17 protein-coding genes are annotated in these 17994 nt (G+C 27.5%); 2 read left to right on the forward strand and 15 right to left on the reverse strand.

What is annotated here, in order from left to right; all coding sequences use genetic code 11:
• Positions 1 to 4: 4 nt before the first annotated feature.
• The 5 genes from ACQRD5_RS00945 to ACQRD5_RS00965 form a co-directional block, all read right to left on the reverse strand.
• Positions 5 to 1591, reverse strand: coding sequence for a response regulator (locus tag ACQRD5_RS00945; protein WP_291626634.1), 1587 nt, complete (start codon positions 1589 to 1591; stop codon positions 5 to 7).
• Between the two features lie 261 nt (positions 1592 to 1852).
• Positions 1853 to 2017 carry a hypothetical protein gene (locus tag ACQRD5_RS00950; protein WP_291626636.1) on the reverse strand — a complete coding sequence of 55 codons (165 nt, stop codon included), beginning with the start codon at positions 2015 to 2017 and terminating at the stop codon, positions 1853 to 1855.
• A gap of 17 nt (positions 2018 to 2034) precedes the next feature.
• On the reverse strand, positions 2035 to 3057 hold the full coding sequence (gene mglC, locus ACQRD5_RS00955) for a galactose/methyl galactoside ABC transporter permease MglC (protein ID WP_291626638.1): 1023 nt from the start codon (positions 3055 to 3057) through the stop codon (positions 2035 to 2037).
• 16 nt (positions 3058 to 3073) lie between these two features.
• Positions 3074 to 4573, reverse strand: a complete 1500-nt coding sequence (gene mglA, locus ACQRD5_RS00960) for a galactose/methyl galactoside ABC transporter ATP-binding protein MglA (protein ID WP_291626640.1) — start codon at positions 4571 to 4573, stop codon at positions 3074 to 3076.
• 102 nt (positions 4574 to 4675) lie between these two features.
• Entirely contained in the window at positions 4676 to 5710 is a 1035-nt protein-coding gene (locus ACQRD5_RS00965) for a galactose ABC transporter substrate-binding protein (RefSeq protein WP_291626642.1), read from the reverse strand.
• Positions 5711 to 5957: 247 nt separating this feature from the next.
• Between ACQRD5_RS00965 and ACQRD5_RS00970 the strand changes: the two genes are divergently transcribed.
• Together ACQRD5_RS00970 and ACQRD5_RS00975 are read left to right on the forward strand one after the other, a co-directional pair.
• A complete protein-coding gene (locus ACQRD5_RS00970; protein ID WP_291626644.1) occupies positions 5958 to 6527 on the forward strand; it encodes a LemA family protein in 570 nt (189 codons plus the stop codon).
• Between the two features lie 2 nt (positions 6528 to 6529).
• Positions 6530 to 7357 (forward strand): TPM domain-containing protein, encoded by an 828-nt coding sequence (locus ACQRD5_RS00975; RefSeq protein ID WP_291626646.1) that lies wholly within the window; start codon positions 6530 to 6532, stop codon positions 7355 to 7357.
• A gap of 207 nt (positions 7358 to 7564) precedes the next feature.
• On the opposite strand, the gene ACQRD5_RS00980 is transcribed toward ACQRD5_RS00975, so the two are convergent.
• The 10 genes from ACQRD5_RS00980 to ACQRD5_RS01025 all read right to left on the reverse strand — a co-directional run bounded on the left by ACQRD5_RS00980 (position 7565) and on the right by ACQRD5_RS01025 (position 17815).
• Positions 7565 to 9790, reverse strand: a complete 2226-nt coding sequence (locus ACQRD5_RS00980) for a transglutaminase domain-containing protein (RefSeq protein WP_320901534.1) — start codon at positions 9788 to 9790, stop codon at positions 7565 to 7567.
• A gap of 52 nt (positions 9791 to 9842) precedes the next feature.
• Positions 9843 to 10940, reverse strand: a complete 1098-nt coding sequence (locus tag ACQRD5_RS00985) for a DUF58 domain-containing protein (RefSeq protein WP_427746417.1) — start codon at positions 10938 to 10940, stop codon at positions 9843 to 9845.
• 4 nt (positions 10941 to 10944) lie between these two features.
• Positions 10945 to 11892, reverse strand: a complete 948-nt coding sequence (locus ACQRD5_RS00990; protein ID WP_427746418.1) for an AAA family ATPase — start codon at positions 11890 to 11892, stop codon at positions 10945 to 10947.
• Between the two features lie 222 nt (positions 11893 to 12114).
• Positions 12115 to 13281 (reverse strand): AI-2E family transporter, encoded by a 1167-nt coding sequence (locus tag ACQRD5_RS00995; protein ID WP_427746419.1) that lies wholly within the window; start codon positions 13279 to 13281, stop codon positions 12115 to 12117.
• 151 nt (positions 13282 to 13432) lie between these two features.
• Positions 13433 to 14236, reverse strand: a complete 804-nt coding sequence (gene zupT, locus ACQRD5_RS01000) for a zinc transporter ZupT (RefSeq protein WP_294362584.1) — start codon at positions 14234 to 14236, stop codon at positions 13433 to 13435.
• Positions 14237 to 14418: 182 nt separating this feature from the next.
• Entirely contained in the window at positions 14419 to 15105 is a 687-nt protein-coding gene (locus ACQRD5_RS01005; RefSeq protein ID WP_291626658.1) for a hypothetical protein, read from the reverse strand.
• A gap of 82 nt (positions 15106 to 15187) precedes the next feature.
• Positions 15188 to 15418, reverse strand: coding sequence for a hypothetical protein (locus ACQRD5_RS01010; protein WP_291626720.1), 231 nt, complete (start codon positions 15416 to 15418; stop codon positions 15188 to 15190).
• A 234-nt stretch (positions 15419 to 15652) separates the two neighbouring features.
• A complete protein-coding gene (locus ACQRD5_RS01015) occupies positions 15653 to 15889 on the reverse strand; it encodes a DUF1292 domain-containing protein (protein ID WP_291626660.1) in 237 nt (78 codons plus the stop codon).
• 75 nt (positions 15890 to 15964) lie between these two features.
• Positions 15965 to 16408 carry a DUF2383 domain-containing protein gene (locus ACQRD5_RS01020; protein ID WP_294362581.1) on the reverse strand — a complete coding sequence of 148 codons (444 nt, stop codon included), beginning with the start codon at positions 16406 to 16408 and terminating at the stop codon, positions 15965 to 15967.
• Positions 16409 to 16477: 69 nt separating this feature from the next.
• Positions 16478 to 17815: a hemolysin family protein gene (locus ACQRD5_RS01025; RefSeq protein WP_294187865.1), complete on the reverse strand. Its 1338-nt coding sequence runs from the start codon at positions 17813 to 17815 to the stop codon at positions 16478 to 16480.
• Between the last annotated feature and the right edge of the window lie 179 nt (positions 17816 to 17994).

Consider the following 17994-nt stretch of genomic DNA (forward strand, 5'->3'; position numbering starts at 1 on the left):
TTTCTCAGTTCTTTCTATATCTAGATGGTGATATTCCAAATTTTTTCTTAAATACGTAACTAAAATAATTTGCTTCCTGATATCCAACTTTTGTTGCTATTACATATGTTTTATCATCTGTTGTATTTAATAATTTTATAGCTTCTTCAAGCCTTATATCTGTAAGATAGCTTACAAAACTCATATCTGTTTCTTTTTTAAATATAGTAGAAAAGTATGTTGGACTTACATGTAAATTTAAGCATAGCTTTTCTACAGATAATTCATCATCATTGTAATTATTTTTTATATATTCCTTAGCTTTTTCGACTAATATTTTAGATGAATTAACTCTTTCCTTCTTAATTATTTCATTTAATAATATAGATTTCTTTACAAACCATTTTTTAATTTCTCCAATTGAATTAAATCCATCTAAATAAGTGTAAAAGTTAAATTCCTCTCCAAAAATCTTATTAACTTCTATATTATAACTTTGTAGTAACTTAACTATTGATATAAGAACCTCCATTAAATATATTCTATACTTCTCTATTGATACTCTGGATTCTTCTATCTTTTTGAATATATTTTCCACTTCTATTTCTATTTCTTCTTCGCTTGAAAGCTTAATTGAATTTAAAAATTTAATTTCTTCTTGATCTTCAAATTGAAGTTGTATAGAATTATCTGGTTCAACATCATCAATAAAAATAGACTTTCCAATTCCTACTATTGGTCTATAAGCTAATGCACTTTGTGCTGTTCTATAAGAAAATCTTATTTCATTAATATCCTGATATATTCTTCCTATTCCAATAGATATTGAACTGCTAAATACACATTCAAAAATCTTACACACTTCATTCAGTCCTTTTATAACATTAATCATGTTATCCTTTTCATTAAAAGATAATAAAATTGCTATTTTATCTAAATAAGGAAAGCTAATAAAATTACAATAACTTTTCAAAGTATCATCTACAATATTCTTAAGGGATATTAAAACTAATCTATTTTCTTCTTTTCTAATTAAATCATCAATATTTATTAAGGCTATACTTAAATATTTATTTATAAAATCTAGCCCTAGCTTTTTTTCATTTTCTTTCCATTGTTCTTTAGTAACTCTACCTTCTAAAGCACCTATTAATAATTGTTCTCTTATTACTGGTATGCTTTCTAAATAGTGCTTTTCAAGGACTTCCATATTTCTCTTATCATTATATTCTTTATCTAATGTTTCTTTTAATCTTTTTAATACCTCTATAAGCTCAATAGAATTAATAGGCTTTAAAACATATTCTACTACATTTATTTTAATTGCTTGATGTGCATATTCTAAATCATCTGAACCTGAAAAAATAATTATTTTAGTTGATGGCATTAAATCAACTACTTTTTTACCAAGCTCCAAACCATCCATAAAGGGCATCTTTATATCTGTCATTATTACATCTGGATGAAGTTTTTCCGCTAATTCTAAGGCTTCTTGTCCATTTTCTGCATCTCCTACAACTAAAAAACCATTTTCTTCCCAATTAATCTTCTTAATTACTCCAAGTCTAATTTCCTCTTCATCATCTACAATCATTAACTTGTATAACCCCATAAATACCTCCTATAAATAATATAGAATTACTTTTATAATTTATGTATTATAAATACTTATTATTAAAATTTATTATATCATACTTCTTTAAACATTTTCATAAATATTTAAATACAAAAAAGGAGATAAATATCATATTCCTTGCTACTTATAATAAGCTTTAAATAGCAGGCATATAATATTTATCTCCTTATACACTTAATATAATAATTACTGATTTCACTGGTAATTATGAAAGTTATTCCTAAAGTATTTTTTATTTTATACTAATATCCCAATTATCAATGACAAGAAAATTAAAATAAATAATACTACTATAATCTTGTCCATAGTTTTTACTGATACATCTAGATTTCCATAAAGTGTGTCTCTCATAGACTTTTTAGGCATTTCTTCCTTCTTTGTCTTTATATCTTCACTTTCCATAACAATACTTTCCTTTATTATTTCTTTGCTATATATTTTCTTACATCTAATGAAACTGCAACTATAATTATCAACCCTCTAATTATATATTGCCAGTATGCATTTACACCTATGAAGTTTAGTCCATAGTTTATTACTTGAAGTAATACTGTTCCTAATAAAACTCCAGGAATTGTTCCAATACCTCCAGTAAATGAAACACCACCAACTACACAAGCAGAAATTGCATCTAATTCATAGTTAAAACCAGTACTAGTTGTAGTTGAACCTGCTCTAGCAGCTTCTAAAAATCCAGCAAGTCCATAAAGTACTCCTGATATTATAAATATGAACATTATATTCTTAACTAAGTTAACACCTGAAACAGCTGCTGCTTCTGGATTTCCCCCAATTGCAAACATATTCTTTCCAAGCTTTGTTTTATTCCATACAAACCACATAATAGCTGCAACAATTGCAAGATAAAATACTAAGTATGGAATTTCTATACTTCCTAATCTTAAATATCCATTAACAAAGGCTGTGTATCTTTCATCTAAGTTAGCAACAGGTTGTGCTCCTAGTGGTGGCCTATCAATATACAAGCAAGATGCACCATAAGCTATAAGTTGAGTTCCCAGAGTTATAATAAATGCATGTACTTTTAATTTTGCAACCCCAAATCCATTAATTGCTCCAAATATTCCACCTATTAATATAGCTAAAAACATTGGTACTATCAAAGGTAATGCTTTTAAGTTAGGATACATTCTAGCAGCATATGTTGTTGATTGTAGTAATGATGCTGATACAATAGCTGTAAATCCTAAAATACGTCCTGCTGAAAGGTCAGTTCCTTGAAGAACTATTAATCCTGCAACCCCAAGTGCTAAGATACCACGGGTTGATGCTTGACTTAAAATATTAGTAAAATTCTTTAATGAAAGGAAGCCTGGTTCCTTTATAACAAAGAAAATTATCATTATAAACAAAACTATATATAATGCATAATTAAGTAAGAAATTTTGTAATGATTCTTTATTAAATTTAACTTTATCCATAGGTTCCACCTCTATCCTAAATATATTTAGCAGCCATAGTCATAATATCTTCTTGTGTTAATTTATCTGCGTCACTAATTCCAGCTACTTTACCATTTGACATTACTAGTATTCTATCGCAAATCCCTAATAGCTCTGGCATTTCAGATGATACAACTATAACACCTTTCCCCTTATTTGCTAGATCTATAATAAGTTGATATATTTCATATTTAGCACCAACATCTATCCCTCTTGTTGGCTCATCTAATAATAATATTTCTGGGTTAGTTAAAAGCCATCTTCCTATAATTACTTTTTGTTGATTTCCTCCTGATAAGCTTCTAATTAATGTTTTTTGACTTGGAGTCTTAACCTTCATACTATCTATTGTCCATTTAGTGTCTTCAGTCATCTTCTTATTGTCTAATACACCATATTTACTGTATCTATCTATATTAGCAATCATAGTATTAAACTTAATATCAAGCTGTCCAAATACCCCTGTTGCTCTACGTTCTTCTGTTAATAAAGCAAAGCCATTTTTTATTGCCTTACGAGAATCACTATTTTCTACCTTTTTACCATTAAGTATTAATTCCCCTTCACTATGTTTAGCTATTCCAAATATTGTTTCTAACAATTCAGTTCTCTTTGAACCTACTAATCCTGCAATACCAAGAATTTCTCCCTTTCTTAATTCAAAGGATACTTCTTTAATTGAAGGTTGATAAGCACCAGTTAAATTTTTAACTTCTAATATTATATCTTCAGGTTTATTTGTCTTAGGTGGAAATCTATTAGTTAAATCACGTCCAACCATTAACTTTATAATCTTATCAGTTGTAAGATCCTTTGCTGGAATTGTATCTATCCACTTACCATCACGCATAATTGTTACATCATCAGAAATTTGAAGAATCTCTTCCATCTTATGAGAAATATATATAATACCGCAGCCCTTGTCTCTTAATTTATTTATAATTTTAAATAAATGATTTACTTCTTCATTTGTTAATGAAGATGTAGGCTCATCCAAGACTAATATTTTAGCATTATATGAAACTGCCTTTGCTATCTCAACCATTTGCCTTTGAGATACAGAAAGTTTAGCCATCTTTATTCTTGGATCAATATCTATATCTAATTCATCTAGGATTTTTTTTGTTTCATCATACATACTCTTTTCATTTACTATGCCAGATTTTCCAGGGTATCTCCCAAGCCATATATTATCCATAACATTTCTTTGTAAAACTTGATTTAACTCTTGGTGAACCATTGCAACTCCGTTATCCATTGCTTGCTTTGGATTAGAAAATTTACTTTTTTCCCCTTCTATAAATATCTCTCCGTTATCTTCAATATAAACCCCAAATAAACATTTCATTAACGTAGATTTTCCCGCTCCATTTTCTCCCATTAAAGCATGTACAGTTCCTGGCCTTACTTTCAATTGAACATTATCTAATGCTTTGACGCCTGGAAACTCCTTACAAATATCTATCATTTCAAGAACATATTTTGTATCTGCCATATCTTATTCACCACTTTTCAATTATTTATTAAAGGAGCTGTCTAAGCAGCTCCAATCTGAAAATATATTTATTTTATATTCTGCAACAATTAATCTACTTTTTTATTTAGTATATTCTTGATATGGAATACGTACTGCAACTCCACTATCATCAAATTTATATGAAGTTCCATCTATAGCAGTCTTACCAGCTGCTAAGTTCATTCCTGTATCATATAATGCCTTAGCCATTCCTTTAGCATCTTGTAAAACTGATCCTGTCATAAAGCCTTTAGCTATTAAATCTTGAGCTGCTGCTGTAGCATCAACACCTACTACTGGAATAGTTTTTGCTTTATCACCATTGTTATATCCTTGAGCTTGTAATGCTGCTATAGCACCTTGTGCCATACCATCGTTATTAGCTATTACAGCTTCAATCTTGTCACCAAATTTTGAGAACCATGCTTCAGTTGCATTTTGAGCTAAAGCTTGATCCCAGTTACAAACTTGAAGTGCTAATTCTTCTGTTTTAATTTTATTATCATTTAAAGTAGAAACTGAGAATTGAGTTCTTGCAACTGCTTCTGGATTATCAGGTTCACCCTTTAACATAACGTATTGTAAAACTCCGTCTCCATTCTTATCTATAGCTTTTGAATCTTTATTCCATAAATTTGTAAGAATTTTTCCTTGCATAACTCCAGCTTCTTTTGCATTAGTTCCAACAAATATAGCTTTATCATATGCCTTTATTGCAGTAGCTGCTGGTTCTCTATTAAATAATACTACTGGCTTTTTAGCTGCTTTAATCTTATCTATTACAGTTGGTGCAGCACCTGTATCAACTAAATTAACTAATAATAAATCTACATCCTTTTGTAATAATGTATCTATACTATCATTTTGAGTAGCTTGGTCACCTTTTCCATCATAAAAAGTAAATTCAACTTTATCTGAATTTTCACTTTGAATTTTTTCTAAGTTTTGACGAACTGTTGAAATATAAGTATCATCAAATTTATATAAGCATACCCCAACTTTTACCTTGTCTCCCTTTGAAGTATTTCCAGACTCTTTTCCCCCACAGCCTACTAATGAAGCTGTTACCATTACTGTAGCCATTGCCATTGTAAGTAATTTTTTAACTTTTTTCATATTAACCCTCCATCTCTCATAAATATAATTTAATTGATTTCGTTTACACATTTATTATAAATTTATATGTAATTTACTACCATATAAAAAACTTAACAAATATATCGAAATTCTTAGAACTTATAATTATTATTTGCATATTAATATAATTTGATTTTTTCATTAGAGAATCCTTAATAAGACGTCCCTCTTATCCATATACTATTTATGTATGTTATAATAGTAATATATAGAAAGGGGTGTTTTTATGAAAAATGGATTAAAGATATTAATAACTGTAGTTGTAATTATTGCTATAATAGCCTTTCCTATTATCTCTAGTTACAATGGTTTAGTTGGATTAGAACAACAAGTTGATAAAGCATCTTCAGATATAGATACTCAACTTCAAAGAAGATCTGACTTAATACCTAACTTAGTTAATACAGTTAAAGGATATGCAACTCAAGAAAAAGACATATTCACAGATATTGCAAATGCAAGAAGTAAGCTATCTGGAGCTTCTAATATTACAGAACAAGCTAATGCTGATAGTGAATTATCAAATGCTTTATCTAGATTATTAGTAGTTGTTGAAAGATATCCTGACTTAAAATCAAATGAAAATTTTAAAGATTTAAGTATACAATTAGAAGGAACTGAAAATAGAATAGCTGTTGCTAGGCAAGACTATAATACTGCTGCAACTAGCTATAACACTAAATTGAGAAGATTTCCTACAAATATCGTAGCTTCAATTTTTGGTTTTGAAGCTAAACCACTTTACAAAGCAAGTGATAATGCTAGTGAAGTGCCATCAGTAGATTTTACTAGGTAAATATGAAAGTATTTTCCAAATTAAAGGTACTTCTCTTATCTTCTCTTTTTTTATTAGTAAGTTTTTCTCTAATTGCTTCTGCTGAAACCAATTATCCATCTCCTACTGATTATAAATACGTAAATGATTATGTTGGAATATTAACCCAAGAAGAAAAAGAGAGAATAATATCCATTGGGAAGGAATTAGAAGATAAAACTGGAGCTCAAGCTGTTACTGTTATAATAGATAGTACTAATGGAAGACCCATTGAAAATTATGCTTTAAATCTCTTTAGAACTTGGGGAATTGGGCAAAAAGATAAGGATAATGGTTTATTAGTATTAATTGCAATCAATGATAGAAACTGGAGAGTTGAAGTTGGTAGAGGCTTAGAAGGTGCAATTCCTGATGCATTAAGTAATAGAGTTATGGAATCCTTAGCTAAGGAAAAATTCAAAACCAATGATTATGGAACAGGTATAGTTGATAGTTACAGTGCTTTTAGTGATTTAATTGCAGAGGAATATGATGTTTCTTTAGAAAAATCATTAAACATAACTATTCCAAATAATGATAATAATAATGATAATAGCAGTATTTTTGAATTTAGCTCTCTTGGTCTATTGGGTATACTTCTATTAATTGACATTATATTTAATCGCGGTAGAATCATTAGATTTATTATTAAAGCTCTCATCTTATCTGGAGGTAATAGACATGGTGGAGGTGGCCGTGGCGGTTTTGGCGGTTATGGCGGCTTCGGTGGTGGTTCCTCTGATGGCGGTGGTGGCTTTGGTGGCTTCGGTGGCGGTTCTTCAGGTGGCGGTGGCTCATCAGGAAGCTGGTAGAGATGTGCTTCGCACAGTGAAAAATGAATAATTAATAATGAATAATTAAGTAAGAACCTCCAAAAGGAGTTTCTTACTTAATTTATAATTGTGAATGATGTAAAGTAAAGAAGAAACTCCTCTAGGAGTTTCTAAAACATATATTTTCAGTAATTCGTTTCGAATTACATCAATAATTCTACATTTTACATTTTACATTCTACATTTTTACCAATATGCTTTTATATATTTAAAGTATCCTTTCTTCCATATAGGAAGACTCTCATAAACGAAGATGCAGGAATTTTTATAAGCCTTTAATGTTTCTTTTGTTTTTTTAGGTGAGACATGGCTATTACCAAAGGCCTCTTGAAATGCATATTTCATTATTTTTTCTGCATCTTCATTAGTAAGCTTTGGTACTATACTAGAAATTACCTTAGGAAATTCTGGTTCCATCCCTGTGTAATCTTTTATATATCCTCCAAAATGAAGAACTTCTACAATCTTTGTAACTAAAACATCTGAATAAGACTTTTTATATTTTCTTATTATTTTTTTCCTTCTAAGTATAACAATATAACAAAGAGCAATTATAGAAATTAAAACTACTGTACTTATTCCTAAACCCTTTATCACCTTTAACACTAATTCCCATTTATTATCAGAATTATCTGCTTTATTATTATTTATTTCCTCTGGAATTCTTTCAATTTCTTTTTCTTCCTTAATATTTTCACTTATGTTATTAGTAATTTCTTTAGCTATAACCTCCTTTTCTTCATTTGTTTCAGCAATAACTTCATTTATAGATGGTGTTACTTCTACTCTCTCCCATCCATAATCCTTTGTATAGATTTCTACCCATGCATGTGCTTCTCTATCTGTAAGTGTTGCTGTATATATTCCACCAGATTCTTCTTTAAATTCAGATGGTCTTGCTATATATCCTGTAACATATCTAGCAGGTATTCCATACATACGATACATTAAGGTTGCAGTAGTTGCAAAATGTACACAATAACCTTTTCCACCTTCAAATAAAAAGTACTCAGGTATTTCTTTATTAAAGGGCATTATACCAGGAGATAATGTATATGCTGCTTTTGACCATAAGGTACTTTTTATAAATTCTGTAATATTATCAGTTCCATCAACATAATTTTCCTGACATAAATTAAAAAGCTTTGGAAATCTTTCTTTTTCTACATTTAGATATCTATCTTTAATATAAGAATATTCTGTTTGGTTTGTGTTTTTAAACCATGTAAAAGATTCACTTTCTATATCTTTTATAGCATTTAAAAATTTATCATTACTATATGTTAAAAATGTATATTCTTTTTGTCCAAGACGCTGAGATTTAGAAATATAAGGAATATAGTGCCCTAAATTCTCTGAAGTAAGATGCTTTACTCTTAGCCATATAGTAGAATATAAATTTACTTCTTGATTATTTTCAAACTCATTACTTTGAACTAAAAAAAATTGCTTATCAAAATAATTTGTAAGATTACTATTATATATTTTATTTCCATTATCACCTTTAATTTTATCTAATGAATAATTTAATTCATTATCCTTTTCCCACTTGTTATTTAAATAGTTTATACCAATAAAATTTTTTAGATATATTATCTCTTCTGGCTTTTCTGATACAACTACTTCTAACTTTTTTATTCCTTTTGCATTATTGTTCCCTCTGCTTACTCTTCCCTGACTTGAAGAGTTAGATTTATTTATTATTGCAATATCTTTAATTTCCTCTTCTAATTTCACAGGTAATGAATAAAAAAAGTTCATAGTTTTACCAGTTATTCTATAAGTAAATAATAAAGCTAAAATAAATAAAATTGCTGTAAGCAAAGCACTTATTCCAGCATTATTAATAAGTTCTGGCTTAATCTTATCCTTATTTTTCTTACTTACTTTCATATTACCTGTAATAGCAGTTCCTATATGAAAAAATACAAATAAACATACTTGAATAATATCAGGTGGATTACCTATGATTGGTCCAACTATTATAACAGCTATTGAAACTAAATATATTAACCAACCCTTTCCTTTTTTGAAGGTAAGCCAATATATAATAAGAGATACTAAAAAGGAAAATATTAATACTGTCTCTGTAATATCAAACTTCTTAAGCTGCATTATATCAGAAAATACTAAAGTAAATATATTTTTCCACTGTTCCAAGAAAAAGTTTATATTAAATAGTAATAATAAACTAAAAATTATCCATATGCTCTTCATTTTTTTATTATTATATAAAACATAAATAATAATACAGATACCTACTGAAAGAATGTAAATCATTGTTTTCTTAAAGTTTAAAAATGGACTAAAGGATATACTATAAAGTATTCCAATAACTCCAGAAACATAGCTAAGAAATAGTATTATCTCTGATAATATATTTCTATTTTCTTTATTTGCTGTAAAATCCATTACTTCAAAATTAATACCTACATTATCTTTAGTTTGCTTTTTTCTTATAAACTTAAACAGTTAGACACCTTCTTTCTATTTCCTCTATATAATTTTCTTCAGAAAACTGCATAAGCAAACTCTCATTTAAGAATAATTTAAATTCTAAATTTAAAGATATAACAGTTTCAAAATAACTTTCATATGAATATAATTTATTCAAAAGTTTATCATCAGTTTTTTCCTCATATATATCTACTTTTACCATTAATTCTTGTATCATATTTAAATAATCTTCTTCTGTTCTTACTAATGTCTCTACAATACTAGATTTTTTAATATCGTACCATCTTACTAAGTGTGATATTTTATTTTCAATTAAACCAAGAGAAATAGCTGAACATAATTCATAAAAAATATCTTTTTTCTCTATACTTACATCTCTTTCTTTTCTTAAATCTATAAAAAATGTAATCCTATTTTCTGTATTAGAAGAATACTTTTTACTTAATACCTCATTATTTCTAGCAGTTAATTTCCAATGTATATCACGCAGAGAATCACCTTCCTTATATTTATCAATCCATAATATTTCAGGAGGTTGATTCACTAAGGTTTCTGAATATCTTCCATCTTCTAAAGGAAAATATATATAATTATTACTTTCAATTTCAGCTTTAAGCTTATATCCACATGGGAATACTAAAATCTCTGTATGACTATTTCCTTTTTTCTTCTTTTTGAAAAGTGATAAATAATCATATATTTTTATTTCTTTAATTCTTAGATTTACTATTCCACAAAATTCAGACTTCATTTGGAATTCCACTTGAGTTTTACTTCTTGCAGAAACATATCCATTTATCTTTTTTACTGCAGTTTTAGATACTTTATTATGAAAGTATTCTATCTTTATACTAAAGCGTGTAATAGGAAGATATCCTTCATTTGTTACTAGTATTTTACCTTTTATTGTATTTCCTTTCTTTATTTGACCATTATGTAATTCAACTTTTGCATCTATCCTCCTTATAAAATACCTAGTTGTTAAATAAAGTATAATAAATAAAATTAGCTCTGAAAAAACTAATAAATTCAGTACCTTTAATTTATGTGTTCCTGCTAAATAAAATGTAAGTATAAGAAAACTATAATATATTATTTTTCTCATTTAATCACTTCCTTTTAAATGAGGGCATTTTTATATTATTTAAAATTTCTTGTATAATTTCCTCTTTATCAATTCCATCAATCCTAGCCTTTGCACTAATATGAATTCTATGTCTTGCTACTGCAGGGAATAAATCATATACATCAGAAGGGGATACAAAATCATTTCCCTTTAACCATGCAACTGCTTTTGAAATCTTTACAAGGGAAATAGTGCCTCTTGGACTTACCCCAATACTAAGATACTGACTTTTTCTTGTTTCAGTAATTAGTCTTACAATATATTCATATATAGTATCATTTACAAAAACCTTTTCTACTTCTTTTTGCATATTAACCAATACTTCTGCATCTGCAATTGCCTTTAATCCTTCTGTCCGTTTTCCTCCATCTATCTCTTTTGCCATTAACATCTCATTTTCAAAATCAGGATACCCCATTGTCATACATACAATAAAACGATCCATCTGTGCAGGTGGTAAAGGCTGAGTTCCTACTGTTCCTAATGGATTCTGTGTTGCAATAACTAAAAATGGTAATGTAAGGTTTCTAGTTATTCCATCAACTGTAACCTGCATTTCTTCCATAACCTCTAAAAGTGCAGACTGTGTCTTTGGAGATGTTCTATTAATCTCATCTGCTAAAAGAAGATTACAAAATACAGCTCCAGGCTGATAAACAAATTTTTCTGTTTCTCTACTATATATAGAAAATCCAGTTAAATCTGATGGAAGTACATCTGGTGTAAACTGAACTCTATTACATTGAAGTCCCATTAATTTTGAAACAGCTATTGCTAAGGTTGTTTTTCCAACACCAGGTATATCCTCTAATAATATATGACCATTTGCTAATAAAGCTGCTACAACTTCAAATATAAATGATTCCTTTCCCAAAATAACTTTATTCAATTCTAATATCATTTCTTTTGCAATTTCTCTATACTTATCCATACTCCTCCTTACAACTAAAATAGATTTTTATATTATTATATATTTATATACTATCGTATTGAGCCAACATTATGTCAATATATAATTAACATTTTTTATATTTTTTCCCAAAATGTAAGTTTTTTTTAATAAATCCATACAAAAAAATCCCAATACAAATTTTCTTTTATTAGAAAATCATAGTATTGGGATTTTTAAATTATGTTAATTATAATTTTTTTATTAACTCATATAATCCTTGGTTTCTGTTTTAAGTCCTTTTTTTTCTAATCTTCCTTCTACAAATACTTTTACTATAGAATAGAATATTGCAAATAGAGGAACTCCAATAATCATTCCTACTATACCTAATACCTTACCCGCAACTAAAATTGAGAATAAGATCCAAAAGGCTGATATACCAATAGTATCTCCTAATATTTTTGGTCCAATAATATTTCCATCTAATTGTTGAATAAATAATATTATTAATAAGAACCATAAGGCTTGAATAGGAGAAACAAATAGTATAATTATAAATGATGGTATTGCCCCTATAAATGGTCCAAAGAATGGAATAATATTTGTTATACCAACTATTACTGATACAAGTACAGTATAAGGCATCTTAAATATAGTTAATATAATAAATGTTAATACTCCTATAATTAACGAATCTATTATTTTACCTATTAAAAATCTTCCAAAGGTATAGTTGCTTTTATGAATTAAGTTGATTAAATTATTAGCATATCTCTCATTGAAAAAAGCAAAAGTAATCTTTTTGCTTAATGCACATAACTTTTCTTTATCAATTAGTAAATATACTGATATTATAATACCTAATATTACATTCCATATACTTGAGGCAATTTTTGCTAAAAAGCCTCCTAAAGCTGGTATTAAATTAGTAACAAATTTAATAATGTGATTTACAGAATCATTAAAAGTATCCAAAAGAACTTTTGAATATTGCTCTTCTATATGTAAATCTTTAATAATATTATTAACAAAATCTGTAGTATTTGTTATATAATTTGGTATGTCATTAACTAATCCAACAATACTATCAATTACCTGTGGTAATAAAAATCTTACTACCATTCCAACTATTAAAAAGGCAGTTATATATGCAAGTAAAATTGATAGCCCTTTAGTAGACTTAAATTTTAACTTTTTCATATATTTCGCTTTAAAAAACTTATTTTCATAAAAATTCAAAAGAAAATTAATTATATAAGCTATTGAAAAACCAATAATAAAAGGTTGTAATATAACAAATATTGAATTTAACTTGTCAGTAAATATAGATACTTGTGATATTGCTAAATAAAATAAAATTACTGAGACTGCTACTAAAAAAGAATATACTGCTATAGTTGTATATTTACTATTCCAATTTAACTTCATTTCAAACCTCACTTCTAAATTTATTTTCTTTTTTATTATAATTTATTTTATATATGTTTTTTATCTTTTTATTAAAATTCATCATTTATTAATTATTTATAGAAAAAAATTTTACAAATAAGTTATATTTACAATAATTTTTCATTATTTCTTAAATGAATAATAATAAACTTACTGCCATTACTATCATTCCTAATATTAATCCATATATTGATAGATGGTGTTCTCCATATTCCTTTGCTGCTGGTAACAACTCATCTAAAGATATAAATACCATTATACCTGCAACCATTGCAAATATTATTCCAAAGGATAAATCACTAAAGAAATTTCTTAAGAGAAAATAACCAACTATTGCACCTATAGGCTCTGCCATACCTGATAAAAAAGAATACATAAAGGCTTTCTTTTTATCTCCTGTAGCATAATATATAGGAACCGACACAGATATCCCCTCTGGAATGTTGTGTATTGCTATTGCCACTGCTATTGGAATTGCTATCTTCATATCACTTAAAGCAGATACAAATGTAGCTAGACCTTCTGGAAAATTATGAATTGCTATAGCTAAAGCAGTAAATAAACCTGTTCTTAATAAACCTTTTTTATTTCTTTCCTCTTCATCCTCTTCTGAAGGAAGTAATTTAACTTCATGTGGATTTTCTCCACTTGGAACAACTTTATCTATTAATGCTATTAAAAACATTCCTACAAAAAAAGCAATTACTGTGAGCCAACTACCTATTTTTTCGCCTCTAGCTAATATTAATGAATCTTTTGCTTTAACAAATATTTCAACCATTGAAACATATATCATTACACCTGCTGAAAATCCTAAACTAACAGATAGGAACTTTTTATTTGTGCTTTTAGCTAAAAAAGCTATTAAACTTCCAATCCCTGTAGCAAGTCCAGCAAATAATGTAATTAAAAATGCTACTGTTACATTATTCATGGGCTTACCTCCTTACTTATATTTTATTATATATATATTTTATATGTATATTCAGATAAACACAATTATAAATAATCAGTATTTATTAATAAAAATTATTTATAATTAATTAAAGGATTACTATAATAATTAGTAACCCTTTAGTATTATAATATACCTTGTGTGAATTAAGATGTTAAATATTATCTGCAATTTCTCCAACATGAATTTGAATTTCCATTTTCATTTGATGCAGTACTTACATTGTTGGCATTACAAGCTAAATTATTCACTGCTCTAATTACGTCTCTTAAAGCCCTATTATAACCTGTTCTAAAGCCATTATTAAAACCTTCTCTTGTACCTCTTTCAAGTCCAGCACTATATCCTTCTTTATAACCTTTTTGATATCCGCATCTAAAGCCTTTTTGGTATCCACATCTAAAGCCTTTTTCATAAGCAGCTCTAGCTAATTCCTCTGATCTACTTAAGCCTCTTTCAAGTCCAGAATTAAAACCTTCTCTTAGCCCTGCTTCTCTGCCTTGTTGCTTTCCTCTAGAAAATCCTCTTATAAAGCCTTGTTCTAAGCCTTCTCTTAATCCTTTTTCATAACATTCTCTAGCACTAAGAACTCCACAAGAACAATTACTGTTATTGTCTGAACCTAAATTTGCAGTGTCTATGTCGTTTGAATTACTTCTACTTCCATTATTACAGCTAGAATCTAAATCTTCAAAATTTAGTGATTCTAAATCAGAAAAATTAAAATTACCTAATCCATTTTCTGAATCAACAAAACTATCATTTGATGTTAATTCAGCCTCATCATTGCCAAGTCTGCTTAAAATTTCTTCAAAATTTTCGGCATTATATCCACAATTAGTTCCCATCTTTTTTATCTCCTTGTATATTGTTATAATACACAATATATGCTATTAATCTTACTTTTGTTAATATTTAATATATTATAATTTAATCATTAAGTAAGGAATAAACTTCTCTAACTAAGTTTTTAACTCTATCAGGAAGTCTAGATAATGCTTTTTCTCTTTTTCTTTCATCTTCTATTTGTGCTATTCTCATTACTTCTTGTTGAACTCCAGGAATGCTATTAAATTCTGATACTATCCTATTAAATCTTTCTGAAAATCTAGGATCCTGCATTTTTGCTTGTAACTTCATTATTAAGTTATAATTATTCATCAAAACTTTACTCCTAAACTTATTTTACTTTATATTATTCAGGGTAAATTTATTTGTGAATGTAATGGAGAAAGAAATATAATGCTAGCTTTTCCATCACAGACACCAAGCCAAACTAGAATTATATTTCTTCTCTTAACACTAAAGGTAATAATTTCTTTTTTCATTGGAATAAATTTAAAAGGAACATCTATTTTGACGTTCCTTTCATTATTAGTTAATTTATGCTTGTATTTAGAATTTTAAAGATGAAACTTGCTTAAACATATTAATTTCAGTTTCTGAATCTACTTCGCTTAAAGTTTCATTCCAATTTTTATCAAAGTTTATTTTATAAATTTCGATATGTGATTTATCCTTTACAGGTGCCATTGCAACGTATTCTTTACCACAAATTAATTTTTGCTCTAATATTGCATATTCAATTCTATTTCCATTTTCGTCATTAAAGGCCATTATTTTTTCATTCATTAATATACACTCCTTTATTATAATGTTTTTATTTTGCTTTTATTGAATAAATTTATGCATATTTTGTTCTTTAAGTTAGTTTAGCTGTATTAAGTATTCTTGCATATCCTTTATATTAGAGCTATATTCATCTGAAATTGTTATCAATTTCTTCTTAAAGCTTTCATTTAAATCAGCTTCCTTTATAAGAAAATCTAAAATAGCTTTAAAGCCCATTTCTGTACCTTTAATTCCTGTTTGTAATATTTCTTTATCTGTATCAATATTCATTTCCTTAATACTACTAAATACTTCTACAATTTTGCCCCAAGTCCCTTCATCATGTGTGGGTTTTCCTCCTAAGCTTTTTATTTCTTCAATGATAGCAAATTTATTTTTTTCTGCTATCTTTAAAGTATTATCTAATAATTCTATTACTTTATAATCTTTTGCTTTTTCTAGAAGTTTTATAATTTGATTTTCTCCCATTATTACTCCTTCTAGCTCTGAATTTAATTCCTTTAAAACTTTTTCTTTCATAATAAAAACACTCCTCTATGTTATTTTTAGAAACATAGAGGAGTTTATACATACTTTTATTTAATTTTTTTATTTATCATTATCTTCATCACAAACAGCTTCTTGTTGAATATTATGATCTATTATTATTTGAATTCTATCAATTCTTTTATCATCTAATTTTAATAGCTTTAATTTAAGATTATCAAATTTTATTTCACAATCCTTTGTTGAAGTTGGTATTTCTCCAAGCTTTTCAATAAATAAACCTGCTATAGTATCTGCTACTTCAGATTCTAATTCAATATCTAAATAATTATTTATATCATCAAGTGTCATTAATCCACTTACTATATAGTTATAATCATCTATTTTTTCTACATCTAAATTATCATCGTATTCGTCTAGGATTTCCCCCATAACTTCTTCTATGATATCTTCCATTGTAACTATTCCTGAAAAACCACCATATTCATCAATTAATATTGCAATATAAGATTTTTTCTCTTTTAATTCTTTAAATAAATCATCAATATTCTTAGTCTCAATAAAGAAACATGGTTCTATTAATAAATCCCTAATTTCAACATTATCTATTCCCTTTTCAACTATACTTGCAAATAAATCCTTCATATGCAATATTCCTATAATATTGTCTATTTCATTTTCATAAACAGGTATTCTTGAAAAGTTCTCATCTAAAATGTCTTTAATGCAGTCTCTTATACTATCATTAACATCTAATAAAAATGTTTCTGTTCTAGGCGTCATTATTTTTTTAGCTGTTGTATCATCAAACTCTATAATTCCATCAATCATTTCTCTTTCTGATTGATTGATAGCACCATTTTCTTCACCCATTTCTATTAAACTTCTAATTTCTTCTCTTGAAATTTGTTCTTCTATTCCTTCAGTATTCACTCTACATATTTTCAAAATAACATTAGTTGAAAATGATAAGAACCATACAAAAGGCTTGGTCACTTTAGAAATAAATATTATAGGCTTTATAGCTGACATTGCTAATTTTTCTGATTTTTGAAGTGCTATTCTCTTTGGAACTAGCTCTCCTAAAACTAATGTTATATAAGATATAGCAATTGTTGTCAAAACTAGTGCAATACTTTCTGCATAAGGAATATTAACACCTTTTAAAAAGTTTGCAAAACCATATGATATTGATGTTGCTGCTGATGCTGATGCAAAGAATCCTGCAAAAGTTATTCCAACTTGTATAGTTGATAAAAAGTTATTTGGATCCTTTAATACGTTCTTTAACAATTTTGCTTTCTTATTTCCTTCTTCAGCTAACATATTTATTTTGGTTTTGTTTAATGACACTATGGCCATTTCTGCTGATGCAAAAAATGCATTAATAACAATTAAAATTAAAATTAAAATAAAACTACTCCCGGGACTTCCTTCCATTTACTCATTTCTCCTTATTTTTTAGTGTAATGCTATAATTTTATCATAGTTTATATTATTGTATCAAATTTGTATTTTTTATCTAGTTCCTGAATTTTCTCAATATTAGAAATTATTTTCATATATATATATTTAATTAACTGTATCTCTTTATAACAAGGTAATACTATAAATATAAA

Origin of the sequence: Clostridium sp. SGI.024, assembly GCF_050315195.1 — a bacterium.
In the GTDB taxonomy this organism is placed as follows: Bacteria; Bacillota; Clostridia; order Clostridiales; family Clostridiaceae; genus Clostridium.